General features: G+C 30.7%; 23 protein-coding genes, 1 riboswitch and 1 other annotated feature. Of the genes, 14 read left to right on the plus strand and 9 right to left on the minus strand.

Features of this window, described 5'->3' with window-relative positions; all coding sequences use genetic code 11:
* Positions 1–10 precede the first annotated feature (10 nt).
* The 5 genes from BN3657_RS04735 (at position 11) to BN3657_RS04755 (ending at position 5,165) form a co-directional block, all read left to right on the plus strand.
* Entirely contained in the window at positions 11–310 is a 300-nt protein-coding gene (locus BN3657_RS04735; protein WP_062551975.1) for a hypothetical protein, read from the plus strand.
* 332 nt (positions 311–642) lie between these two features.
* On the plus strand, positions 643–969 hold the full coding sequence (locus tag BN3657_RS04740; RefSeq protein WP_144020120.1) for a hypothetical protein: 327 nt from the start codon (positions 643–645) through the stop codon (positions 967–969).
* Between the two features lie 924 nt (positions 970–1,893).
* A complete protein-coding gene (locus BN3657_RS08435) occupies positions 1,894–2,625 on the plus strand; it encodes a hypothetical protein (protein WP_144020121.1) in 732 nt (243 codons plus the stop codon).
* On the plus strand, positions 2,597–3,199 hold the full coding sequence (locus BN3657_RS04750) for a DNA-binding response regulator (RefSeq protein ID WP_062551977.1): 603 nt from the start codon (positions 2,597–2,599) through the stop codon (positions 3,197–3,199). Before BN3657_RS08435 ends, BN3657_RS04750 begins: the two co-directional genes overlap by 29 nt.
* Before the next feature lie 514 nt (positions 3,200–3,713).
* Entirely contained in the window at positions 3,714–5,165 is a 1,452-nt protein-coding gene (locus tag BN3657_RS04755) for a radical SAM protein (protein ID WP_062551978.1), read from the plus strand.
* Positions 5,166–5,315: 150 nt separating this feature from the next.
* Here the strand turns inward: BN3657_RS04755 and BN3657_RS04760 are convergent, their stop codons facing one another.
* The 6 genes from BN3657_RS04760 to BN3657_RS04785 form a co-directional block, all read right to left on the minus strand.
* Positions 5,316–5,990: an HAD family hydrolase gene (locus tag BN3657_RS04760; protein ID WP_062551979.1), complete on the minus strand. Its 675-nt coding sequence runs from the start codon at positions 5,988–5,990 to the stop codon at positions 5,316–5,318.
* Positions 5,983–6,450, minus strand: a complete 468-nt coding sequence (ribH, locus tag BN3657_RS04765; RefSeq protein WP_062551980.1) for a 6,7-dimethyl-8-ribityllumazine synthase — start codon at positions 6,448–6,450, stop codon at positions 5,983–5,985. The genes BN3657_RS04760 and ribH overlap by 8 nt, the downstream gene beginning before the upstream one ends.
* 30 nt (positions 6,451–6,480) lie before the next feature.
* Positions 6,481–7,686: a bifunctional 3,4-dihydroxy-2-butanone-4-phosphate synthase/GTP cyclohydrolase II gene (locus BN3657_RS04770; RefSeq protein WP_062551981.1), complete on the minus strand. Its 1,206-nt coding sequence runs from the start codon at positions 7,684–7,686 to the stop codon at positions 6,481–6,483.
* Positions 7,687–7,702: 16 nt separating this feature from the next.
* Positions 7,703–8,347 (minus strand): riboflavin synthase, encoded by a 645-nt coding sequence (locus tag BN3657_RS04775; protein ID WP_222859621.1) that lies wholly within the window; start codon positions 8,345–8,347, stop codon positions 7,703–7,705.
* Positions 8,340–9,455, minus strand: a complete 1,116-nt coding sequence (ribD, locus tag BN3657_RS04780) for a bifunctional diaminohydroxyphosphoribosylaminopyrimidine deaminase/5-amino-6-(5-phosphoribosylamino)uracil reductase RibD (protein WP_062552550.1) — start codon at positions 9,453–9,455, stop codon at positions 8,340–8,342. The genes BN3657_RS04775 and ribD overlap by 8 nt, the downstream gene beginning before the upstream one ends.
* Positions 9,456–9,502: 47 nt before the next feature.
* Positions 9,503–9,615, minus strand: a riboswitch (FMN riboswitch).
* Between the two features lie 56 nt (positions 9,616–9,671).
* Positions 9,672–10,208 (minus strand): guanylate kinase, encoded by a 537-nt coding sequence (locus BN3657_RS04785; protein ID WP_019137942.1) that lies wholly within the window; start codon positions 10,206–10,208, stop codon positions 9,672–9,674.
* A 113-nt stretch (positions 10,209–10,321) separates the two neighbouring features.
* Between BN3657_RS04785 and pyrB the strand changes: the two genes are divergently transcribed.
* From pyrB to BN3657_RS08560, 7 genes are all read left to right on the plus strand, one after another.
* Positions 10,322–11,233 (plus strand): aspartate carbamoyltransferase, encoded by a 912-nt coding sequence (gene pyrB / locus BN3657_RS04790; protein ID WP_062551982.1) that lies wholly within the window; start codon positions 10,322–10,324, stop codon positions 11,231–11,233.
* Positions 11,230–11,661 carry an aspartate carbamoyltransferase regulatory subunit gene (locus BN3657_RS04795; protein ID WP_062551983.1) on the plus strand — a complete coding sequence of 144 codons (432 nt, stop codon included), beginning with the start codon at positions 11,230–11,232 and terminating at the stop codon, positions 11,659–11,661. Before pyrB ends, BN3657_RS04795 begins: the two co-directional genes overlap by 4 nt.
* A 1-nt stretch (position 11,662) precedes the next feature.
* A complete protein-coding gene (locus BN3657_RS04800; protein WP_082676829.1) occupies positions 11,663–12,364 on the plus strand; it encodes a dihydroorotate dehydrogenase electron transfer subunit in 702 nt (233 codons plus the stop codon).
* Entirely contained in the window at positions 12,354–13,259 is a 906-nt protein-coding gene (locus BN3657_RS04805; protein WP_074017843.1) for a dihydroorotate dehydrogenase, read from the plus strand. The genes BN3657_RS04800 and BN3657_RS04805 overlap by 11 nt, the downstream gene beginning before the upstream one ends.
* 139 nt (positions 13,260–13,398) lie before the next feature.
* A complete protein-coding gene (locus tag BN3657_RS04810; protein WP_062551985.1) occupies positions 13,399–14,355 on the plus strand; it encodes a threonine ammonia-lyase in 957 nt (318 codons plus the stop codon).
* A 10-nt stretch (positions 14,356–14,365) separates the two neighbouring features.
* Complete coding sequence (locus BN3657_RS04815; RefSeq protein ID WP_062551986.1) at positions 14,366–15,547, plus strand: pyridoxal phosphate-dependent aminotransferase; 1,182 nt, start codon at positions 14,366–14,368, stop codon at positions 15,545–15,547.
* A 30-nt stretch (positions 15,548–15,577) separates the two neighbouring features.
* Positions 15,578–15,742: a hypothetical protein gene (locus BN3657_RS08560; RefSeq protein ID WP_187363621.1), complete on the plus strand. Its 165-nt coding sequence runs from the start codon at positions 15,578–15,580 to the stop codon at positions 15,740–15,742.
* A gap of 12 nt (positions 15,743–15,754) precedes the next feature.
* Here BN3657_RS08560 and BN3657_RS04820 read toward each other — a convergent pair whose 3' ends face one another.
* The 3 genes from BN3657_RS04820 to BN3657_RS08725 all read right to left on the minus strand — a co-directional run bounded on the left by BN3657_RS04820 (position 15,755) and on the right by BN3657_RS08725 (position 19,263).
* A complete protein-coding gene (locus BN3657_RS04820; RefSeq protein WP_062551987.1) occupies positions 15,755–17,470 on the minus strand; it encodes a vWA domain-containing protein in 1,716 nt (571 codons plus the stop codon).
* The gene (locus BN3657_RS04825) at positions 17,460–18,371 is read right to left on the minus strand and encodes an AAA family ATPase (RefSeq protein WP_062551988.1); all 912 of its coding nucleotides are present in this window, start codon (positions 18,369–18,371) and stop codon (positions 17,460–17,462) included. The genes BN3657_RS04820 and BN3657_RS04825 overlap by 11 nt, the downstream gene beginning before the upstream one ends.
* Positions 18,372–19,104: 733 nt before the next feature.
* A complete protein-coding gene (locus BN3657_RS08725) occupies positions 19,105–19,263 on the minus strand; it encodes a putative holin-like toxin (protein WP_222859622.1) in 159 nt (52 codons plus the stop codon).
* Between the two features lie 80 nt (positions 19,264–19,343).
* Positions 19,344–19,506, plus strand: a binding site (T-box leader).
* Between the two features lie 37 nt (positions 19,507–19,543).
* On the opposite strand from BN3657_RS08725, the gene serS reads away from it, so the two are divergent.
* Together serS and BN3657_RS04835 are read left to right on the plus strand one after the other, a co-directional pair.
* The gene (gene serS / locus BN3657_RS04830; protein ID WP_062551989.1) at positions 19,544–20,830 is read left to right on the plus strand and encodes a serine--tRNA ligase; all 1,287 of its coding nucleotides are present in this window, start codon (positions 19,544–19,546) and stop codon (positions 20,828–20,830) included.
* A 207-nt stretch (positions 20,831–21,037) separates the two neighbouring features.
* Positions 21,038–23,734: a cation-translocating P-type ATPase gene (locus BN3657_RS04835; RefSeq protein WP_062551990.1), complete on the plus strand. Its 2,697-nt coding sequence runs from the start codon at positions 21,038–21,040 to the stop codon at positions 23,732–23,734.
* The last annotated feature ends 364 nt before the right edge of the window (positions 23,735–24,098 follow it).

The following is a 24,098-nucleotide window of genomic DNA, read 5'->3' on the forward strand; positions in this document are numbered from 1 at the left end:
TCTTAATAATATGTATCATACTAATAATGGAAAAAAAATAAAAAATATTTTATTATCAATTTTGATTTTTTTAAGTATTTTTTTACTTTTATTTTTTGATTCTAAAGAAGAAAAAGAATTTGTAAAAATTGAGGCAAGCTATTCAATGAACTTTCCAAAAAAGATTATATATAAAGAAAAAAAAGGTTTGATGGAATTTAAAATTGAGTTAAAATTAAATGAAAATAAAATAAAAAAAGATCCGAATTCTGAAAAATATTATGCAGAATATAGTGGCACAATAAAACCAGAAGGATTTACTTTTAAATAAGATTAACAAAAAATAGCCAATAGATGAAAGTATAAAAATTAAGATTAATGAGTTATTTTAAAAGGGGTAAATTATGAAAAAATAATTTGTTATTTTCTTAAGTTTTTTTGTATTATTTTTAAGTTTTATTTCTACAGTATCTGCAAATGATGAAAAATTAGGGTTCGACGATGATACAATTTTTGTGCAGATAGTTAAATATAGATATGATAGAAATTTCCCTTCTTTTATTTTATATACAGATTTTAGAGCAGGAAAAAAATTTAGAGGTAATTTAAAAATCGATAGGAATTCTATTCAAAAAGAAAGCGATAATACATATCGTGCAATTTATGAAGGAACATTATATGATGTTGGGTATGCAAGCTATGCGTTGGTTTACTAAAAATAAAAAAACAATAATTTTTGTAATATTTATTATGATGGGTATATTGTTTTTATTTAACGGCTTTAAAAGTGAAATGGAAATTACAAGTGTAAAGAGAAGATATGATGCCTACAGCTTTCCTGAATATATTACTTATAAGACTAACAAGGGTTTGGTAAAATACAGGGGAGATTTAAAATTCAATCCAGACTCAGTTAAAATGGACAAAAATATTTATTATGGTGAATATTCAGGTGTAATAGAAAAAGATGGATATACTTTTTTAAAATAATTGACTTTTAAAAGGTTCTATTAATTTAGGACCTTTTAATTTTTAATGTATAATAAGCTTGTAAAGAAAAATTTGAAGGAGGGGAATATGACTAGGGACAAAAAATTTTTGAGGGCAAGTATTTTAATAGCCTATGTTTTTATAGGGCTTTACATATTATTTTATTCTGCAAAAATTTATAAGCTTAGAGATTTTAGTGGAATGTATTTTTTATTCTCCCTAAGCTTTTTAAATAATATTTCTCTTTTAACTTTTTTATTAGCTGATAACAAAAAAATTATCTTCGACCACAGCTCTTTAGTAGTTTTATTTTCATTATGGATTTTGCTTGATTATATCTTCTTTTACAAATACAAAATAAATTTTAAATATACTTATGAAGTTAGCCTAGGATTTACTTATCTTTTGATTTTTTCTAATTTATATATATTTCTAGATTGTGTAAAAGAGATTAAATGGAGATATATAAACTATCTTGTTTGTAGTATCTTCCTATTTTCTTTTATTTTAAATTATTTTAATAATCTACTTCACATAAATATATTAAAATTTTTAAGAATTTCAATAGCTTTATTTCCTATTATTATTGTTTTTACATATAGAAGGCAAATAAAAAAATATAGCCGTAAATTGTTATTAAATGTATTTCTTATAAGTTTTATTTATTTGATGTTTTTCGTGATAACTTATTTCATACCAGTTTTTGATTACATTTATCTTAGAGAATTTATAATCTTGTTTGTGGCTGAACTTTCAATTTTAATTTTTATAATTTCTATGGAAAGTAATTTAAAAAAAGTAATTTTGAATTTTTATTCTAATCCCTTATATTTTATATTCATTGTAAGCTCTACTATAATTTTTGAGAATTTTATAAAAAATTATAGCTTAGCAATACTTTTTGCCCTAATTTTTTTCTTAAATATGATAAATATTGAAATGATAATAAAGATAAGAAAAATTGAAAATAATAAGTCTTCTTATGAAAAGTTTTTATATAATAACAAAATGGCTAAAGATTTTTCGGAAAATTTTGAAAAAAGAAACCTGAGATTTTTGCACGATGATATTTTACAAGACATTATTTTATCAAAAAAATTTTTAGAAGAGGACACAAAAAATATTAAGAAATCACTAGAAATTCACCATAACTTGATTAAAAAAATTAGACTCAAAATAAGTTTGATAGATCCAATTTTTATAGATGGGATTAATCAATATGAGATTTATAGTGAACTTATAAACTCTTTAAAAAATATGTATGCAAGTGATAAACATATTGAATTTTATTGCGACCAAAATATTTTCATGCCAGATCCTTATGACAAGATAATTTATAAGTTTATTCACGAAATAGTTACTAATTTTTACAAGCATTCTAAGGGCTATTTTTCGGAGTTGAGCTTAGAAATAAAAGATAAAAATATACTATTGACAATTAGAAATTTTGATGACTACCTGGATAGAGATTTTAAGAAGATAAATCGATCTGGAATTAAATTTATAGAAGAGAGCTTAAATATTTATGGTGGAAAACTTGTAATTAAAAACAATTTTGAAAAAGAAATAAAAGATGAGGCTTATGTTGAATTTATTATTAACTTGCCAATTCAAGAGGAGATTGTGAATGAAAATTTTATTAATAGAAGATCATAAAATGATGGCAATATCCTTAAAGGATTTTTTAGAGAAAGACGATTTTTTTCAAATTGATTTATTAAAAGATTTACAAAAAATAGGGGATATTAAATTTTTGAGAAATTATGACATTTTAATTATTGATATTAATTTAAATGGTTTCGAAGTTAATTTAAATGGACTGGATTTAGCAGAAAGGATTTTAAAAGAAGATGAGTTTATAAAAATAGTAATTTTGTCTGGTTATGATCTACTTTTTTATGCCGAAAGAGCAAAAAACATTGGTGCTTATGCCTTTATTTCAAAAGAAGAAGATATGGATAAACTTAAAACTAAATTAAAAGAAGTTTATCTTCATGATAAAAAATTTTTTAAAGAAAGAAAAATTGTGGAAAGCTTGACAGAAAAAGAAATAGAAATTATAAAACTTTATTGCTCAGGATTAAAAAGAGGGGATGTTGCTAAGGAGCTTTTTATTTCTGAGAGGTCCCTTGCAGTCATGTTAAATCGAATTTATCAAAAGCTTAATATTAATAACTATCAAGAGCTTATGAAAAAATCTATCGACCTTGGAATAATTGATTCTTTTTAGATTCTTATAAGATATTTTATTTTAGATAGGTCATGTAAACAGTATGAGTATTTCTTCATGACTATTTGGATTATTGCAATTCCAAGAAAGTTTGATAAAGTTGTTATATTTATGTATTTTCTTCAATTAATCTTGGGAATAAACATTATTTTAAAATAATTTAATAAAAAATTTTAGATTATTTCCCTAGTAGTTTTGCTAGGGATTTTTAAATGTAATAAATTTATAATAATTATTTACAATCATCTTTATATCTTTTTGCAAATTATCCACATTATTTTGAATCTAAATGTGATAAAAATTTTGTAGAAAAGGGAAAAGTTAACTATTTTATTATAATTTTTTAATAAAATCACTTTAGAATATTAAAAAATATGAATAATTCAAAGAAATAATTAATTTCTTCAAAGAATTTGTCGTAAAAGCTTTAAAAATCTCATTATTTATAGTAAAATAGAATTAAATTGAACGTTGTTCAGAAAATATTTTACTTATGTATATGGGAGGTTAATTGATGAATACTAAATATAAAGAAGATGTTTTAAGTAAGGAAAATGATACTTCTAAAGAAAAAACATTTGTAGAAAAGAATAAAGAAAAACTTTTTTCTGGAGCTCTCAACTTAGCCTACAAGAGAATAAAAAAAGACCCTCAAAAGGGAATGCTTGAGGTAGTTAATGTTTTTGATCAATTCTTAATGCCTAAATCTAGTGATGAAAACAGTGCTAAGGTTGCTCTTGAAAGAGTTAGAAATGAATTAAAGGATGAAAATTCCAAGTGGGTTTCCTTTGGGAGTGATATAGTAAATGAAATTGACGAAAATATTGTCAAGACGTCTGTAAAAAATATTGGCTATAATGCTGCTTATACTGGAAATGCAATGAGAAATAGATTGCAAAAAGAGTACAACTGCAATATTCCTTGGACTATTTTATTTGACCCAACTTCTGCCTGCAACTTAAAATGCACTGGATGCTGGGCTGCTGAATATGGTCACAAAAATAATTTAACTTATGATGAAATGGCAAGCATAGTAAGACAAGGAGATGAACTAGGAACTTATTTCTTTATTTTAACAGGTGGGGAACCTCTTGTTAGAAAAGATGATGTTATAAAACTTGCAAAGGAATTTAATGATTCTGCTTTCCACGTTTTTACAAATGGAACTTTAATTGATGAAGAATTTTGTAAAGAAGTAAAAGAAGCTGGAAATATTTCCTTCGCCCTAAGTATAGAAGGTACAGAAGAATCAACGGACTTTAGAAGAGGAGAGGGAGTTTTCCAAAAGGTTATGAAGGCAATGGACCTTATGAAGGAAAATAAACTTCTTTATGGTGCTTCCATTTGCTACACAAGCAAGAACTATAAATATGTAACTGATGATGATTTTATAAAGATGCTTGTGGATCATGGATGTAAACTTGCTTGGTATTTCCACTACATGCCAGTTGGAAAGGGAGCAGACACAAGTCTTCTTCTTGACCCAGATCAAAGGGAATATGTATATCATAAAGTTAGAGAAATAAGATCAGCTGCATATCCTCAAAATATTTTCACAATAGATTTTCAAAATGATGGAGAATTTATAAATGGTTGTATAGCTGGTGGAAAGAATTATTTCCACATAAACTCTCTTGGAGATATGGAACCTTGTGTATTTATCCACTATTCTGACTCAAATATTAGGGAAAAAACTATTAAAGAATGTCTAATGAGTCCGCTATTTATGGGCTTCCATGACAATCAACCTTTTAACAAGAATCTTTTAAAACCATGTCCAATGCTTGAAAATCCAGGACGACTTACTAAGATAGTAAATGACTCTGGAGCAAAAAACACTGACATGATCGAAGCAGAAAGTGCAGAAGATTTGCAAGAAAAGACAACTCCTTATGCAATGAATTGGAACAAAAAGGCAAATGAACTTTGGAAGGCATCAAGGGAAAAGGCAAAATCTTTTAAATAAAATATAAAATAAGTTTTAAATATAAATTAGGATAAAAAAATTTGGAGGACGGTGAAGTCCTCCTTTTTTGTTAGGGTTTTTGATAAATTATTTTTGTAGATATTAAATATAATTTTACTAATATTTTTAAGTTATTTTTAATAAATTATTTTATAAGATTTCTAAAAGTTCTTCTATGGAAGAAATCTTGTAATTTGCGTCCTTTCCTTCACTTTCATCTCCAAATCCATAGGAGCAGAAAATGCTTTTTAAGTCATTATTTTTGGCAGCAAGTATGTCGTGGTGTCTGTCGCCAATAAATATGATTTCTTCTCTTAGATTTTTTCTTTCTCTTTTTATGATATCGTCTTTAGGAATGTAATCAAAAGTTTCTGCTGCATAATAATTTTTAAAATATTTTTTTATCTTGTAGACATCAAGAGCATTTTCAAGATAGGATTCACGGCAGTTGGAGAGTATATACAAATCATAGTTTTGATAAAGTTCTTCTAAAACTTTTACTGTGCCTTTATAAAGTTTTCCAATGCCACTTGCAATGTTTTCATCCATCTTTTTTCCAACATGAGTCATTACATCTTTTTTTAATTTTTCATCAGCGTCTTTTGCCAAAAGGTCGTAGGCAAAGTTTGGTTTTTCACCTAAAAATTTTGATACATTTTCTTCAGATAATTCAAAGTCTTTTGCAAAACCATTTTCTCTTAAAATTTTTACTCCCTCAGAAAAAGCTGGGTAGTAAATTTTTATGGTGTTGTGGAGAGTTCCGTCAAAATCAAAAATTATGCTTTTGACATTTTTAAATTCATCTCTTATAGGATTTTTATCCACGAATTTCACCTAGAAGATTTGCCATTTCAATAGCAGCTGTTGCGGCATCAAAGCCCTTATTGCCAGCTTTTGTTCCTGCTCTTTCAATAGCTTGTTCTATGTTTTCTGTTGTAATAACACCAAAAATAATTGGCACTCCAGTTTCAAGTGAAGATGAAGCTATTCCCTTGGCAACTTCTGCTGATACAAGTTCATAGTGACTTGTTGCTCCTCTTATAACTGCTCCAAGAGCAATTACTGCGTCATATTTTTTTGTCAATGCAAGAGATTTTGCAGCTAGGGGAATTTCAAAAGATCCTGGAACCCAAATTACTTCGATTTCATCGTCTTTTACCCCGTGTCTTTTTAGTCCATCTAGACATCCATCTAATAGTTTTGAAACTATAAATTCATTAAATCTAGCTAAAACTATTGCATATTTTTTTCCTTGAGATTGTAAATTTGCACTGTAAATTTTCATATTTCCTCCAAATATATATTATTTTTTATTTTACTTAGTAAATTCAGATAAGATGTGGTTCATCTTTTCAGCTTTAGTTCTCAAATAAAATTCGTCATGTTTAGTTGAGTGAATTTCTATTGGAACTCTTTCTTTTATTATCATTCCAAATTCTTGAAGAGAATAAACTTTGTCAGGATTATTAGTAAGAAGTCTTAATTCTTTAACTCCAAGGTCTTGCAAGATTTGTGCTCCAGTTGAATAATCTCTAGCATCTTCAGGGAAACCCAAAGCTAGATTTGCTTCCACTGTATCCATCCCTTGATCTTGTAGAGCATAGGCTTTGATTTTATTCACAAGACCAATTCCACGACCTTCTTGACGCATGTATAATAAAATTCCTCTTCCTTCCTTGTCAATTTGACTCATGGCAAGGTGAAGTTGATTTCCACAATCGCATCTTGATGAACCAAAACAATCACCAGTCAAACATTCAGAGTGAACTCTTGTTAATACATCCATTCCATCCCCAATATCTCCTTTTACAAGGGCAATGTGATGTTCACCAGTAACCTTATCAATATAAGCATGAGCCCTAAAATCGCCGAACTTTGTAGGAAGTTTTGCTTCTGCAACTTTTTCTATAATCTTTTCGTGTCTTTTTCTGTAAAGCAAAAGCTCTTCTGTTGTTGTGATTTTCATGTCCAATTTTTTTGCAAGTTTAAAAAGATCTTCACCACGCATCATGTGACCATCATCTTGCATAATTTCACAACATAATCCAACTTCTTTTAGACCAGCAATTTTTAAAAGATCAACAGTTGCTTCAGTGTGTCCACGTCTTACAAATATTCCATCTTTTTTTGCCACAAGGGGAAACATGTGACCTGGTCTTCTAAAATCTTCTGGCTTTGCATCATCTTCTGTAAGCTTATTTGCTGTTAAAGCTCTTTCCCAAGCTGAAATACCAGTTGTAGTTTCGATGTGGTCAACAGAAACTGTGAAGGCAGTTTCGTGGTTATCAGTGTTATCTGCTACCATTTGGTTTAATTTTAATTTCTCTGCATATTCCTTTGACATTGGCATACAAATAAGTCCCTTTGCAAGAGAAGCCATAGTATTTAAACTTTCTCCTGTGGCAAATTCTGCAGCTTGAATCATATCGCCTTCATTTTCTCTGTCAGGCTCATCAGTTACTATGACAATTTCGCCCTTTTTAAGAGCATCAACAACTTCTTCAATTGAATTTACTTTCATTTTTTTCTCCTATATTTTAAAAACCATTTTCTAACAAAAAACTTTTGCTTATTTTACTTTCTTCTTTTGTGTTTATAAAATTGTAGACATAACGACCAATAATATCTGTTTCAATATTTATCTCATCGCCAACTTTTTTATTGATAAGATTTGTATCTCTTATAGTAGTTGGAATTATTGAAACTTCAAAATAATTTCTTCCAAGTTTTGAAACAGTAAGACTAATGCCATCAAGGGCAATGGAGCCCTTAGGAGCAATGTATTTGAAATTATCAGAATCAAATTTTATCCTGTAGACAATCTCATTACCGTGATTTAGGATTGACATAATTTCGCCAAGTCCATCAACATGGCCTTGAACTATGTGACCATCAAGTCTTTTTAGGGGGCTTAAAGCTCTTTCGAGATTTAATTTTTCTCCTCTTTTTAAATTTTTAAAAGTGGTAGAATTAATAGTTTCCACCATTACATCTGCCTTATAAAAATCTTCTCCAAGTTCTGTAACAGTTAAGCAAACTCCATTTGTCGCAATTGAGTCGCCAATTTTTGTCTCTTCCAAAACTTTTTTGCATGAAACTTTTAGACAATAGAGGTCACTATCTTTTTTTATGTCTATTAAATTTCCAATTTCTTCTATTATTCCAGTGAAAATTTTAATCACACCTTCCAGTGACTATTATGTCATCAAATAGTTTTTCGCAGGTCATATCTTTTATTTTTATTGAATCTTTTAAATCCTTTATTTCAAGATCTCCTATGGCAGAAAGTCCCTTGGATCCAAGTAGGATTGGAGCAATGAAAAAATAAAACTTATCAACTAAATTATTTTTTAACATTTCTGCATTTAAAGTTCTTCCGCCTTCAAGAAGGATAGAAGATATGTCGTAGTCTTTTAACTTTTCCATAAGATCTATTAAATCAACCTTATTTTCTTTTTCCTCACATATTAAAACTTCAACATTTTTCATTTCTTTTAGCTTTTCTAATTTTTCTTTGTCGCAATTTTTTGTAGTTGCAAGAATAGCAATAGAATCTAAATCGTCTCTTAATACTTTGGCATCAAGGGGGATTCTAAGTTTTGAATCTGTTATTATCCTAATGGGATTATTTCTATATTTTCCATGGCGAACATTAAGACTTGGATCATCAGATAAAACTGTTCCAATTCCCACCATTATTGCATCAAGTTGTCCTCTTAGTTCGTGAGATTGAGCTCTTGAAAATTCTGATGTAATCCATTTTGATTCGCCACTTTCTGTTGCAATTTTACCATCAAGGGACATGCCAGCTTTTAGAACTACAAAGGGTCTATTATTTTTTAAGTAAGTAAAAAATCTTTCATTTAGATTTAAACATTCTTCTTCTAAAAGACCTTCTGTTACAGAAATTCCTGCGTCTTCTAAGATCTTCACACCTCTGCCAGAAACTTTAGGGAAGGGATCGAGAGTTCCAATAACAACTCTTTTTATGCCTTCTTCAACGATTCTATTGGCACAGGGAGGAGTTTTGCCAGTATGAGAGCAAGGCTCCAAGTTCACATAAAGTGTAGCACCTTTTATATCTTCTCCCTTATTTTTTGCATCTAAAATTGCATTTACTTCAGCATGATTGTCACCAAATTTTAGGTGAGCACCCTCTCCAATTATTTTTTCATCTTTTACAATTACACAGCCAACTAGGGGATTGGTTTTTGTTTTTCCAATTCCTTCTTTTGCCAGTTCAAGGGCACGTTCCATGTAAAAGACATCGTTAAAATCTTCTATATACATTAAATCACCTATAAAAAAAGAGCCCATGCAGGGCTCAAAAAATTCAAAATTATCTTCTTTCATCCAGACTATACTGTCGGTATTGGAATTACACCAATTCAGCTTTCGCTCGCGGACTTTTACCGCCGGTGAGGAATTGCACCTCGCCCTGAAGAGTTTTATTAACTTATAAATTTATGATAACACTAGAAATTAAATTGTCAAGGAAAAAGAAAATCATTTTCCTTCTTTAATATTTTTTATAAGACTCATCACATCTTCAAAGACAGAGTCTATATCCCTGTCAGAATCAATGATGTAGTCAGAATAGGAGTCCAAATCTTCTAAGACTTTTAGCCTTTTTTCGATATCATTTTCATTGTCTTTTCTTTTTTTCATCCTATCTCTTAAAGTATCTTTGGAGCACTTTAGATAGATGGAAATTGTATTTTTAAATTCTTTTTTTATTGCAAGGACGCCTTCCTTGTCAACGACAATTATGCAGTCCTTGTCCTTATTATTATTTTTTTCTAGATCTTCTTTTAAAGTTGAGTAATAATTTCCAACATAGCAAGTTGTTCCAATAAAAAGATTGTCATCGTCCATTTTTTTAAAATTTTCTTGATCAATAAAATTATAATCAATGCCATTAATTTCAGATGCCCTTGGCTTTCTAGTTGTATAAGTGATTATTTTTTCGAGGCCGTGGCTAGTAAGTGCATCTCTTATAGTGGACTTGCCAGAGCCTGAATGTCCTAGTATTAAATAAATCATAGCTACTCCTTTAATTTTATTAGATAAAGTATAACATATTTTTTCTATTATACTTTACAATTATAAAAATTTGAAGTAATATAGAAAAGATAAAATATTAGATGGAGGTAAAGATGAAACATTTAATAGAGCCACTAGATTTTACAACTGAAGAATACGAAGAAATTTTTAGACTAGTTGATGACATTATTGCAAATCCCGTTAGTTATTCTCATGTTTGCGACAATAAGTTATTAGCTAGTCTTTTTTTTGAACCTTCAACGAGAACAAGACTATCTTTTGAAACTGCAATGCTAAGACTTGGAGGACGTGTAATTGGTTTTTCTGATGCAGGGGTAAGTTCATCTACAAAGGGAGAAACTTTACTTGATACCATAAGAGTTATAGAAAATTATGCAGATATTTGTGCCATGCGTCATCCAAAAGAAGGAGCAGCACTAATGGCATCAAAGGTAGTTAAGACAATGCCAATTATAAATGCAGGAGATGGGGGACACTTTCACCCAACACAAACTCTTGCAGATTTAATAACTATAAGACATTATAAAAAATCCTTTGATAACTTAACTGTGGGACTTTGTGGAGATTTAAAATTTGGAAGGACAATTCACTCACTAGTTAGAGCTTTAAATCGTTATGAAAATGTGAAATTTATATTTATTTCACCAGAAGAATTAAAAATGCCAGATCCTTTTAAAAGTTTTATTGACGAAAAGAATTATTCTGAAACAAGAGACCTTGCAAGTGTAATTGACAAAGTGGATGTCCTCTATATGTCCAGAGTTCAAAAAGAAAGATTTGTGTCTTCAGATGAATACGAAAGATTAAAGGATTACTACATCTTAACTGAAGAAAAATTAAAAAATGCAAAAGAAGATATGATAATTTTACACCCACTACCAAGAGTAAATGAAATTGCACCAGAAGTGGATAAAGACCCTAGGGCAGTTTACTTTGAGCAAACAAAATTTGGCATGTATGGTAGAATGGCGTTAATCATGAAACTTTTGGAGGCTAACAAATGATAAATGTTTCAAAAATAAAAAAGGGAATTGTACTAGATCACATAGAAAGTGGAAAGGCTCATGTGCTTTATAGGGCTCTAGAATTAGATAAAGTCACAGATGCCGTTGTGCTTATGCAAAATATTTACTCAACTTCAATGGGAAAAAAAGATTTAATAAAAATTGAAACAGACTATGATCTAGATTTTACAGTTTTGGGACTCATTGCCCCTCACACAACTGTAAATTTTATTGAAGATGGCGAGAGAGTAAAAAAAATACGCATGGAATTGCCAGATCTTGTGGAAGATGTATTGATTTGTAAAAATCCAAGATGCATAACAAATAGCGAAAGAGAAATACCTGGTCACAAATTTTACCTCTATGACAGGGCAAAAAAAGAATACAAGTGCGAGTATTGCGATACAGTTACCAAATATGGAGAATGATATGGCAAAGATTATAGAAAATATAGAAGTTTGTAAAGATTATTTTATACTTAGGACAGATTTAGACGTAAAAGTTTATCCCGGACAATTTTTTATGTTGAGAGCTTGGGAATCCTATCCAACACTTTCAAGACCAATTTCAGTTTACGATGTCACAGATGGAGTTGACTTCTTAATAGAAAAAAGAGGAGAGGGAACAAAAATCTTAGAAAAACTTGAAAAATGTGATGAAATAAAATTATTTGGTCCTTTTGGAAATAGCTTTTATGCAAATGTAGATGAAGTTGCCTTAGTTGGCGGTGGAGTTGGCGTGGCACCTTTTCACTATCTAATTAAAGAAATTCAAAAATTAAAAAAAGATTCAAAAATCACTCTCTACATAGGAGAAAGAGAAGAGCTTGAACTTGAAAATGCTTTTAAGGACATAGAATGCGACATAAAAATAAAAAAAGGTGGATTTATAACAGATATAATTGATTTTGAAAATCACAAATTAATTTATGCTTGTGGACCAGAAATTATGATGAAAAAAGTTGTTGAATTTGCAAGACAACACGATACAAAAACTTATGTATCCCTAGAAAAGAGAATGGGCTGTGGCCTTGGAGCTTGTTTATCTTGTTCATGTGAAACAAAAAAGGGAAGAAAAAGATCTTGCAAAGAAGGACCTATATTTAAGGGGAGTGATTTACTTGACTTCTAGAACTGAAATAAATTTAGCTGGTATAAAATTAAAAAATCCAATAATTATGGCAAGTGGAACCTATGGATATGGAGAAGAATTTAAAAATTTTTACGATCCCAAAATTCTAGGGGGAATTGCTTCTAAGGGTATAACTAGATACCCAAAAAAGGGAAATGAAGGCATAAGAATTTGGGAAACTCCTTCAGGAATTTTAAATTCTATTGGACTTGAAAATCCAGGAGTAGAAGAATTTGTTGAGACAAAAATCCACGACATGAATAAGTTGGGCACAGAAATATTTGTAAATTTAGGTGGCAATACAATAGAAGAATATGTTGAATCGGCAAAAATTTTAAATGATTATGACTTTGCAGCTATAGAACTAAACATATCCTGCCCCAATGTAAAAGAAGGTGGAATGGCCTTTGGCATGGACAAGGAGTCTGCAGCAAAAGTTGTGAGAGAGGTTATGAAAGTTACTAACAAAAAAGTTTTTGTAAAACTTTCACCAAACGCAGGAGATATTGTTGGCATAGCCAAGGCTGTGGAAGCTGAAGGAGCAACAGGTCTTTCTCTTATAAATACAATTCTCGGAATGGCAATTGATTTAGATAGAGAAGAAATTGTCTTTAACAATACCTATGCAGGTTTATCTGGACCAGCAGTAAAACCAATAGCTTTAAGAATTCTTCATCAAGTTGCAAAAAATGTTGATATTCCAATAATTGGCATGGGAGGAATTTCAAATTACAAAGACGTCTTGGAATTTTTAATGGCTGGAGCAAGTGCTGTGGAAATTGGAACTTATAACTTTATGAATCCCTTTGCTGGTGAGGAAATTATAAGAGATCTTGAAAATTATCTGGAAGAAAAAAATAAAAATATAAATGATTATATAAAAAAACTAGTCTAAATTTTTATTGGGAACTCCTTGTGAAGAGGAGTTCTTTTTTAAAATTTTTATATTATAAAATTATTTTACAAATTCACTTTAGCGTATTATAATATCAGAAAAAGGTATAGTATGAAATAGTTTATATAAAGGAGAAATAATGGATTATAGAAATGGATATAAAGAGACAATAAAGGCGAGAGAGAGGATTAGGGATTATGTTTATGAAACTCCCTTAATTAGACTCAATTATATATCTGAGATGCTTGGCACTTCTGTCTATGCAAAACTTGAAAATATGCAAAAGACAAATTCTTTTAAGATAAGAGGTGCCTTAAATAAAATTAGAAAACTTTCTGATGAAGAATTAAAAAAAGGTGTTGTAACTGCATCTTCTGGCAACCACGGCAAGGGAATTGCAACTTGTGCAAAAATGCTTGGCATTCCTGCAAAAATTGTCTTGCCAGACACTTCTACTGAGACAAAAAGACAGATGATAAAAGACCTTGGTGCAGAAATTGTCATTTCAAGTGTGGAAAAGAGATTTGAAGTAGCAAAGGAAATTGCTGAAAAGGAAGGCATGACTTTTATCCATCCCTTTGATGATTTAGATGTATCTGAAGGTCAAGGAACTATAGCTGTGGAAATTTTAAACAAGATGGACCACTTGAAGATGATTGTGCCAATTGGTGGTGGCGGACTTATTTCTGGCATTGCCATGTACACCAAGGGAGTGACGAGATGGTCTGAAGTCATTGGTGTTGAACCAGAAAATGTTTCTAGATACACTTTATCTTTAGAAAAAGGCGAGCCAAAAGAAGTAAAAAGAGGAGAAACTCTTGCTGATGGACTTTTATCTGTAAAGCCGGGAGAAAATATTTTTCCTATTGTAAGAGATCTTGTTGATGATGTGGTTACATGCCAAGATAAATATCTTAAAAAAGCACTAGATTTATTGTATAATAAAGAAAAATTAATTGTTGAGCCATCTTCTGCCATAGGTCTTGGTGCAATTTTAGAAGGAAAGATAAAATTTGATGATAGGGATAAACTTGTCCTTATAATCACTGGTGGTAATGTTGAAGGAAGAGCAATTGAGGAAATAATAAATTCTTAGGGAGGAAATCATGAGAGATTTTATTTGTAGTAAGTTTAACAAGGTGGCACCGTCTGGTATTAGAAAGATAAATGAAAAGACAATTGAAATGGAAAGAGATGGCAAGAGAATCTACCATTTTGAAGTGGGTAGACCTGATTTTGACACTCCAAAAGTAATAAAAGATGCCACAATAAAAAGTATTGAAAATGGCGATGTTTTTTATACATCAAATTACGGCATAATGCCTCTAAGAGAAGCTGTAGCTGAAAAACTTAGAGAAGAAAATAATTTAGACTATACTGCAAAGGAAGTCTTGATAACAGCTGGTGCAACTGAATCAATTTTTGATTCTTATTCACTTATTTTAGAAGAAGGCGACGAAATTCTTCTTCCAAACCCTTGTTGGCCAAACTATGTCAACGCAGCTCACATTATGGGAGCAAAACCAGTGAGATATAGTCTTGCTGAAGAAAATGATTTTCAAATTGACTTTGATGAATTAGAAGAGCTTGTTACAGAAAAAACTAAGGCTATTGTAATTATCACTCCATCAAATCCAATAGGTTCTATGTTTTCTCAAGAAACTTTGGAAAAGCTTGCTGATTTTGCAAAGAAAAAAGATATTTTAGTAATTTCAGATGAAATTTATGAAAAAATTGTTTATGGAAATAAGAAACATATTTCTATGGCATCTCTTGATGGAATGAAAGAGAGAACTATAACTATAAATGGATTCTCAAAAACTTATTCTATGACAGGATTTCGCCTTGCATATATTGCTGCTCCGGAAGAATTTATTAGAGTTTTAAATATTATTCACCAACACAATACTTCTTGTGCAACTTCTTTTGTTCAATACGCAGGTATAACTGCACTAAAAGAGGGGAAGGAAGGCACAGATGAAATGGTGAGAGAATACAAGAAAAGACGTGACTATATTGTAGAAAAAGTAAATTCCATTGATGGACTTAGCCTAAATAATCCAGATGGAGCTTTCTATGCTTTTATAAATATTAAAGATGTGGGAGTTTCTTCAGAAGAATTTTGTAATTACCTTCTTGACGAAGAATGTGTGGCAGTAGTTCCAGGAACTGTTTTTGGAAGTGCAGGGGAAGGCTTTATTAGATTTTCTTATGCATCTTCTTATGACGATATTGTCGAAGGTCTAAAAAGAATGGAGAAAGCTTGTAAGCATTTTTTAAATAAGTAAGTAATCGTGATTTTATAATAAGGTGAAAGAATGAAAAAAGTTTTAATAATTATATTAAATGTCCTTGTTTTTGCCATAGCTTCAACATTACTTTCACGAGGTCAAAAAAGTGGCGATTTGATTTTAAGAATAATTTATTCAGTAGCCCTAGTAAAAGCAGGATTTAATATAACAAAGGCATTAAAAAAAGAGTAGGTTCAATAGGTCCTACTCTATTTTATTTGCATAAGTTTTTAAAAATATACCAACAAGTTTGTGAAATCTTGCAAGGTCACTTATATAAGCATAGTCACTTCCGTAAATTTTTTTAATATTTGTGCTTTCAGATTCTTCTCCAGTAAAAACACCAAAAGTATTTATTCTCTTTAATCTTGTCAAAAGGACTTCCTTTGATGTGTCCATGACAGCTTCTTCGTCCTTATAATTTTCCCCAGGAGTTTTTGATGCACCGACTATTCCAATGTCGATTTCGTCAAAGGGAAGACCATCAGTCAAAATAATTAAAAATCTTCTTGAGTCGTGATTTTTGGAAATCAAGTGTCGCATAAATTTAATTGCGTGTCCATCTCTATTTGATCCCGAAGGGGAGTATTTGAAGATGTCTTTATTTTTTACTCTAGGGTCATTGTAGTCCCTATATTTTTTTATAACAGTGTAATTATAAAAATTGTTGTAGGAAAAAATTCTAGTTTTTATATTTAAAGATGTGAGAGCCTCTGCAATAATATAAGTTTCTGTTGCCAAAATTTCTTTTCTCTCATTTTGTGAAGCAGAAGAGTCTAGAAGAATATCTACAAATATTTCGTTGGAATCCTTCTTATTTATTTTTTTAAAAATCCTATCTTCATTTAATTCTCTTGTCTTCCAAATTTCTGATGGAATAATTTTTCCAGAAGTTGATTTTACTATTTCATCTTCAGATTCCTTTAATAAAGAATTTTTAATAACTCCAGCTAACTCTCTTATGGCACGAGAATTTTGAAGTTTATTTTTTTCATAAAAATTTAAGTTGTCAGAATAATTATTTCTTTCCTCACTTGCATAATAGGAAGATTTATTTTCAAACTCTCCAGATGGAAAGAAAAATTTTATGTCACTATGGATTCCTGTTGAAATTTCCTTAACAATTTTATCAGCAGTATTTCTCTTTACTTTTTCAAGTCCATAGCGTTTTACTAAAGATTTATAAATATTTTTGTCAGAAAAATTATTGACTAAGCTGTCTTCTTTTACGTTGATATCTCGAAAATCATCGTTAAAAAAAGTAAATTCTGCAGATTCAATGTTATATCTTTCTAAAAAACTGTTGTCTAAGATATTATTTCTTTTGTAGGGAATATTCTTTTTAGAAAATGAGTTTGATTTAGCTTCTTTTTTAAATTCTTCATAAGATTTTTCTGTATCCTTTGGAAGATCTTTATTAATGTGAAAATATTTTTTGAAGAGCCCTCTTAAAAAATCAAGATAGAGAAAAGTATCTTTTTCTTTAAAGTCACAAATTTCTTTAAGCATCTCTTCCAAAATCCTCTGAACTTTTGGAAATTCTCCTCTTTCTTTTCTGATGTAGCCAATTTTAAGTTCTGTTGTCATTATGATTTTTCTTCTTCTTAGATTTTTTAGGATTTCTTCATCGTGGTCCTTTTTAAAATCAAGAGTCCCTGGTCTTTCCAAGATCATTTCATGAGAAAAAATATTTTCTAAAACTAATTTTGAAATTTCCCACAAATCCTTTTTGTTGTTTAAAGTATTCACATACTTTTTAAAAAAGTCATCGAGAATATAAAAATCAAGATATTTTGTAGAGTATCCAAGGATTGCTGCCTCGTAGGGATCTTCTGAATTTAAAGAAAACTTAGAAATATCAAAGTCATAAAAATCAGATAAGGTCCAAAAAATATTTTTCAGCCTATTTTCATCCTTCAAAAAGATCAGCTCTTTCAATATTTTTCACAAAAAGTGTGTCAATTACATCGCTGACAATTTCTTTTTCGTAGGAATCAAAAGTTTTATCTACTATGCCAAGATCCAAGGATTCTCTTATTCCAAGTCCACGATTCATGAGTTCAATACTAGAGAGTAGTCCACGAAGATCAATTGCTTTGGAAGAAATTTCTGAATTTAGTGATTTTTCTTGAAGGTCTAAAAATAATCTGGTAAAAAGTTTTATGGAATTATTATTTAAATTTGTATTTTCTTTAAATAATTTTTCTAAGTCAGATTCAGAAATAGTTGGCATATCGATTACCAAAAATCTAGAAACTAAGGCTTCGTTAAGGTCACGAGTGCCAATGTAACCGTAATTCATAGTTGCAATAAATCTTGTAGCATCGTTTAGATTAAGCCTATCGTAACCAGAGATATCAAGAACTCTTCTATAATCAAGAGTGGAGTGGACAACAGATAAGGCTTCATTTTTTGCCATATTTATTTCGTCAAAAACTGCAAAGCCACCTTCTTCGGCAGCTTCATAAACAGGTCCTTTTTTTAGAGTTACTTCATTATTTTTAAAAGTATCGGAACCAATTAAGCTAGATGGATCTGATGCAATATTAAGAGAAATTGTCCAAAGCGGTCTTTTAAAGAGATATGTCAAGTTTTCTGCTAAGACATTTTTCCCAGTAGCTTTCGGTCCTGAGAGGAGGATGTTGTCACCAGATAAAATTGCTGCGATTGCCTTCTCCCAAGTTTTTTTGCCGTAATATTTATATTTTATATTTGGAATTCTATATTCAAAATCCTTATTTAAATCGTGTTTTTCTATAAATTCATCTACTCCATCAAGTAGATCCTTTGAAACGCCTTGTGAAAGTAAAAACTCTCTCATTTCATCACCTCTTTTGTATTATAACAAAAAGAAAATCTAAGTGGGGTCAATAAATTTTGTATAATTAAGTTGTTCTTGTTATAATGTAATAAAGTATAAAGGAGGAGATTTTATGGCCTTTACTTCTAAATCACTTATTGCTTTAATTTTAGGTTTTGGAATTTATATTGGAATTTTTATACTCATAATCTTGGCAATCCTTGCCCTTATAAAGTATCTAAAAAAATAAAACCCTAGCAGGGTTTAAAAATAAAAATCTTGTGTTATAATATAGATAAAGAGGACACCGTTAATACCCATTGGGGCACAAGCGACGGTTGCCCTGCAGTATGATTTATGAAACCACCTGTAGTGACGATACAGGTGGTTTTTTACTAACTACTTATTTTTACAAAGTGTTAGGATGCCAACGATAAGTGTTAGGATTTTTATCACTATGGATATCAATTCATAATCACTCATGTTGCACCTCCCAATAATTAAATTGGGCGACCACCTTATGCCTGTGCCCAAATGGGTATATGTCCTCAAACATATTATACATGTTTTATAAATTCTCATCAAATAGTTTATTATCAGCAATTCTTAAAAAAATAAGAACCATTGTAGGGTTTAAAAATAAAAATCTTGTGTTATAATATAGATGAAGAGGACACCATGTAGATGGTCACCCTCAATGACTAAATTTTAATTAAGCCATCTGTAGTAGTGATACAGGTGGCTTTTTCATATCTTACTTATCTTTTTTAACGATAAGGGCTATAAGTGTGCCAAAAGCAATCATCAAAGACAAAGTCTCAAATATACTCATAGCACCACACCCTCCTTTTGGAAGGGCGGCCACCTTATGCCTGTGCCCAAATGGGTATATGTCCTCAAATATATTATACATATTTTATAAATTCTCATCAAATAGTTTATTATCCAAAAAGCTTGAACTTATTTTTACTTATGTTATAATAAAAAAAACTAAAAAAGGCGATAATTGAGAATAGTAATTTTAAAAAGTTTTTAAGAGAGCAGATGGCTGGTGAAAATCTGTAAACTAATAAAATGAATCCGACTCATAGTCTATGATTTTTTAAGTGAACCATTAGGTTAATTAGGGTGGCAACGCGGGTCTCTCGTCCCTTTAGGGATGAAGAGGCTTTTTTTAATTTAAGGGAGGATATATGTTAGACATTAAATTTGTAAGAGAAAACCCAGAAGCAGTTAAGGAAAATATTAAAAAGAAATTCCAAGAAGACAAGCTTCTACTAGTTGACGAAGTTATAAAGATTGACGAAGAACTTAGAGATGCTAAGACTAAGGGCGATAATCTTCGTGCAGAAAAAAATCAAACTTCAAAACAAATTGGCGGCTTTATGCAAAAGGGCGAAAAAGATAAGGCAGAAGAAGCAAAGAAAAAAGTTGCTGAAATAAATGAAGAGATAACAAGACTAGAAACTTCTGAAAAAGAACTTGCTGAAGAACTTAAAAAGAGAATGCAAGTTATACCACAAATGATCGACGACTCTGTTCCAATAGGAAAAGATGATAGCGAAAATGTAGAAATCGAAAGATTTGGAGAACCAGTTATACCAGATTACGAAATCCCATATCACGTTGATATTATGGAAAAGTTTAATGGAATTGATTTAGATTCTGCTAGAAATACATCTGGTGCAGGTTTTTATTATCTAAAGGGAGATATTGCAAGACTTCACTCAGCAATTTTATCTTATGCCAGAGATTTTATGATTGATCGTGGTTTTGAATATCACATTCCACCATTTATGATTAGATCAAATGTAGTTACTGGTGTAATGAGTTTTGCAGAAATGGAAGACATGATGTATAAAATCGAAGGTGAAGATCTTTATCTAATAGGAACTTCTGAACACTCAATGATTGGTAAATATATAAATACTATAAGTCCAGAAGAAGAAATGCCACTAGCACTTACTTCTTATTCTCCATGTTTTAGAAAAGAAGTTGGAGCTCACGGAATTGAAGAAAGAGGGGTTTACAGAATCCACCAATTTGAAAAGCAAGAAATGGTTGTAATTTGTAAACCAGAAGATTCAAAAGATTGGTTTGTAAAATTGTGGCAAAATACAGTGGACTTTTTCCGTTCACTAGAAATTCCTGTAAGGACTCTTGAATGTTGCTCTGGAGATTTGGCAGATTTAAAGGTAAAATCTCTTGATGTCGAAGCCTTTTCTCCAAGACAAAATAAATATTTTGAAGTTGGATCATGTTCAAATCTTGGAGATGCACAAGCAAGAAGACTTAATATTAAACTTCGTGGCAAAGATGGCACATATCTAGCACATACATTAAATAACACTGTAGTTGCGCCACCAAGAATGTTGATTGCCTTTTTAGAAAACTTACTACAAGAAGATGGCACAATTAAAATTCCTGAACCACTACAAATGTACATGGGTGGCAAGGACAAGTTAGTTCCAAAAAAATAATAATTAAATATATTTTCAAAAAAAATTATAGATTGTTTTAGGTAAAATAATTTGATATAATTTATTCACTTAGGGGAGTAACTTTTAAATTTTCAGTCGTCATTACGGCAAAGCCCGGCTGGAAAGCTTATTATTAAGTATGTGAGACCGATGTAACAATCGGTCTCTTTTTTATGTATTTATTTTATGTATTTATAAGGAGGAAAAATGGACAAAAATTGGTATAATCAGTCCCCAGATGAAGCCTTAAAGAATCTTTCAACAAGTAAAGAAAGCGGCTTGAGTAAGGAAGAAGCTACAAAAAGGCTAGAAAAATATGGGGAAAATGCACTTGCTGCAGAAAAGAAAAAATCCTTTGGAGAAAAATTAAAGGAACAAATTCTTGATCCAATGATAATTATTCTTATGATAGCAGCCATTGTATCTGCTTTCGTTGGAGAAGCACTGGATGCTGGAATTATTATTGCAATTGTAATTGTTAATGCTTTTCTTTCAATTTATCAAGAAGGAAAAGCTGAAGAAGCTATAGAAGCCTTACAAAAAATGTCATCACCAAAGGCAAAGGTAATAAGAGATGGTGATCACATAGAAGTTGATTCCAATACTCTTGTGCCAGGAGATATTGTAATTCTTGAAACAGGCGACATTGTGCCAGCAGATTTAAGACTTATTGATTCATCTAACTTAAAAATTGACGAATCATCTCTAACTGGAGAATCAGTTCCAGTAGAAAAAAACTTCTCAAAAGTTTACGATGGCAAGATGGAAATTGGAGATAGAGAAAACTTGGCTTATTCTTCAACTATTATAACTTATGGTAGAGGAATGGGTCTTGTTGTAGAAACTGGTCATGAAACAGAAATTGGAAAGATTGCAACTTCAATTGCTACTGTGGGAGATGAACAAACACCACTACAAAGAAAACTTGCAAAACTTTCTAAGACTCTTGGAATTTTAGTTATTGTTATTTGTGCAGTGGTTCTTGGAGTAGGAGTTTTATATAAAAATGACCCACTAGAAATGTTTATGACAGCAATTTCTCTAGCTGTAGCAGCAGTTCCAGAAGGACTTCCTGCTATTGTAACAATTGTACTTTCCATTGGAATGGGCAAGATGGCAGAAAAAAATGCCATTGTAAAAAAACTTTTGGCAGTAGAAACTCTTGGAACAACAACAGTAATTTGTTCAGATAAAACTGGTACACTTACTCAAAATGAAATGACTGTTGTAAAAGTATTTACAGATGGACAAGTTTATGATGTTTCTGGAACTGGTTATTCACCTGAAGGTGATGTAACTAAAAAAGAAGAAAAAGTTACTATTGAAGATGATGAAAACTTAAAGATTCTATCATCTATAGCAGCCCTAACTAATGATGCAAAATTAAAAGTCTCAGGAGATGAGGCTTCAATTATTGGCGACCCAACAGAAGGAGCCCTTCTTACATTTGCAGAAAAAGCAGGAAATGGACTAAAAGAACTTTACAGTAACTTTGACAGAATAGAAGAAATTCCTTTTGATTCTGGAAGAAAGATGATGACAACTTTCCACGATAAGATTTTTGATAATATTGCATCCTTTACAAAGGGAGCACCAGATGTTGTCCTTGACAGATGTAACAAAATATTAATTGATGGAAAAGAAGTAGAACTTGATGATAAATTAAAAAATGAAGTTTTAGATAAGAATAGTGAATTTGCAAGATCTGCACTTAGATGTCTTGGCTATGCTTACAGAAAACACAGTGATATGCCAAGTGAAATCACATCTGAAAATATTGAAAAAGACATGGTTTTCGTTGGACTTACTGGTATGATTGACCCTTCAAGACCAGAAGTTAAAAAAGCAATAAAAGAATGTAGAAGTGCTGGTATAAGACCAATAATGATTACTGGTGACTATCTTGAAACAGGACTTGCTATTGCAAAAGACCTTGGTATTGCAAAGTCTGATGATGAAGCAATAATGGGTAGAGAATTAAATGAAATGTCTGAAGAAGAACTAAGACAAATTGTAAAAGAAAAATCTGTCTTCACTAGAGTTTCCCCAGAAAACAAAGTTCAAATAGTAACGGCGCTAAAACAAAATGGTCACATTACTGCCATGACTGGTGACGGTGTAAATGATGCTCCAGCAATAAAAAGAGCAGACATTGGTATTGCCATGGGTATAACTGGTACAGATGTTGCAAAAAATACTGCAGAAGTAATTTTGACTGACGACAACTTTGCCACAATTGTAAACGCAGTTGAAGAAGGGAGAATTATTTATTCAAATATCAAAAAATTTGTAGCTTACCTTCTTTCATGTAACCTTGGAGAAGTCCTAATAGTTTTAATTTCAATTTTAATGGACCTACCAGTGCCACTAATTCCAATTCAATTACTATGGCTTAACCTTGTAACTGACTCCTTCCCAGCTTTGGCGCTTGGAGTTGAAAGAGGAGAAGCTGACATAATGGATGAAGCACCTCGTGATCCAGATGAGCCAATCCTAGATACTGAAATAAAAATCACAGTTGCAATTCAATCAATTGCCATAACAGTTGCAACACTTCTTGCATATCTAGTTGGACTAAAGTGGTATGGACTTGAATCTGGAATAAATCACGCAAGAACAATGGCATTTTCAACACTAATTATTTGTGAACTTTTAAGAGCTTACTCATCAAGATCAATTGACAAGACTGTATTTGAAATTGGAGCTTTCACAAACAAAAAATTAGTAATGGCAACAGCATTTTCATTCCTATTAATGCTTGTGGTAATTTATGTTCCAGTATTAAACGATGCCTTTGGACTAATGGACTTAGGACCAAGAGAAATTGGCGTTGTACTTGGATCAGCTCTTATCCCACTAGTAGCTGGAGAAATCCAAAAGAAAGTAAGATTTAAGAAAAAATAAATAAAAATTAAAAGATAAAAAAAGAAGTGTCCCTAGACTCTTATAGTTTAAGGACACTTTTTTTATTTAATATATAGTTTTATAGAAATTCTTATTTTTTGAAAAGATAAATAATTAGAGAAAAAATAAGACCAAGTAAAAGACACGACATTAATTCTTTAGAAAGACTATACAAAGGGATACCAAATATTCTTTCAATCCCAGATAATTTGTAAAAAATAAATAAAAGAATTCCTAATATAAAAAATAGCACAGCCATTTTGCACATATTAAATAAGTAAAAATAAATGTCGTCATTTACATCAATTTTTTTATAGTGTTTTAAAATAAATTTTTCAAGCAATAAATTTATTTTTTTCATCTC

This window comes from Peptoniphilus phoceensis (assembly GCF_001517665.2).
Taxonomy (GTDB): domain Bacteria; phylum Bacillota; class Clostridia; order Tissierellales; family Peptoniphilaceae; genus Peptoniphilus_A; species Peptoniphilus_A timonensis.

What these genes read in the sequence shown, in the direction of transcription:
- BN3657_RS04735 (WP_062551975.1), top strand. Translation starts at nt 11, where the DNA reads ATGTATCATACTAATAATGGAAAAAAAATAAAAAATATTTTATTATCA.
- BN3657_RS04740 (WP_144020120.1), top strand. Translation starts at nt 643, where the DNA reads ATGAAGGAACATTATATGATGTTGGGTATGCAAGCTATGCGTTGGTTT.
- BN3657_RS08435 (WP_144020121.1), top strand. Translation starts at nt 1,894, where the DNA reads ATGATAAATATTGAAATGATAATAAAGATAAGAAAAATTGAAAATAAT.
- BN3657_RS04750 (WP_062551977.1), top strand. Translation starts at nt 2,597, where the DNA reads ATGAAAATTTTATTAATAGAAGATCATAAAATGATGGCAATATCCTTA.
- BN3657_RS04755 (WP_062551978.1), top strand. Translation starts at nt 3,714, where the DNA reads ATGAATACTAAATATAAAGAAGATGTTTTAAGTAAGGAAAATGATACT.
- ribH (WP_062551980.1), bottom strand. Translation starts at nt 6,450, where the DNA reads ATGAAAATTTACAGTGCAAATTTACAATCTCAAGGAAAAAAATATGCA.
- BN3657_RS04770 (WP_062551981.1), bottom strand. Translation starts at nt 7,686, where the DNA reads ATGAAAGTAAATTCAATTGAAGAAGTTGTTGATGCTCTTAAAAAGGGC.
- ribD (WP_062552550.1), bottom strand. Translation starts at nt 9,455, where the DNA reads ATGTATATAGAAGATTTTAACGATGTCTTTTACATGGAACGTGCCCTT.
- BN3657_RS04785 (WP_019137942.1), bottom strand. Translation starts at nt 10,208, where the DNA reads ATGATTTATTTAATACTAGGACATTCAGGCTCTGGCAAGTCCACTATA.
- pyrB (WP_062551982.1), top strand. Translation starts at nt 10,322, where the DNA reads ATGAAACATTTAATAGAGCCACTAGATTTTACAACTGAAGAATACGAA.
- BN3657_RS04795 (WP_062551983.1), top strand. Translation starts at nt 11,230, where the DNA reads ATGATAAATGTTTCAAAAATAAAAAAGGGAATTGTACTAGATCACATA.
- BN3657_RS04800 (WP_082676829.1), top strand. Translation starts at nt 11,663, where the DNA reads ATGGCAAAGATTATAGAAAATATAGAAGTTTGTAAAGATTATTTTATA.
- BN3657_RS04810 (WP_062551985.1), top strand. Translation starts at nt 13,399, where the DNA reads ATGGATTATAGAAATGGATATAAAGAGACAATAAAGGCGAGAGAGAGG.
- BN3657_RS04815 (WP_062551986.1), top strand. Translation starts at nt 14,366, where the DNA reads ATGAGAGATTTTATTTGTAGTAAGTTTAACAAGGTGGCACCGTCTGGT.
- BN3657_RS08560 (WP_187363621.1), top strand. Translation starts at nt 15,578, where the DNA reads ATGAAAAAAGTTTTAATAATTATATTAAATGTCCTTGTTTTTGCCATA.
- BN3657_RS04825 (WP_062551988.1), bottom strand. Translation starts at nt 18,371, where the DNA reads ATGAGAGAGTTTTTACTTTCACAAGGCGTTTCAAAGGATCTACTTGAT.
- BN3657_RS08725 (WP_222859622.1), bottom strand. Translation starts at nt 19,263, where the DNA reads ATGTATAATATATTTGAGGACATATACCCATTTGGGCACAGGCATAAG.
- serS (WP_062551989.1), top strand. Translation starts at nt 19,544, where the DNA reads ATGTTAGACATTAAATTTGTAAGAGAAAACCCAGAAGCAGTTAAGGAA.
- BN3657_RS04835 (WP_062551990.1), top strand. Translation starts at nt 21,038, where the DNA reads ATGGACAAAAATTGGTATAATCAGTCCCCAGATGAAGCCTTAAAGAAT.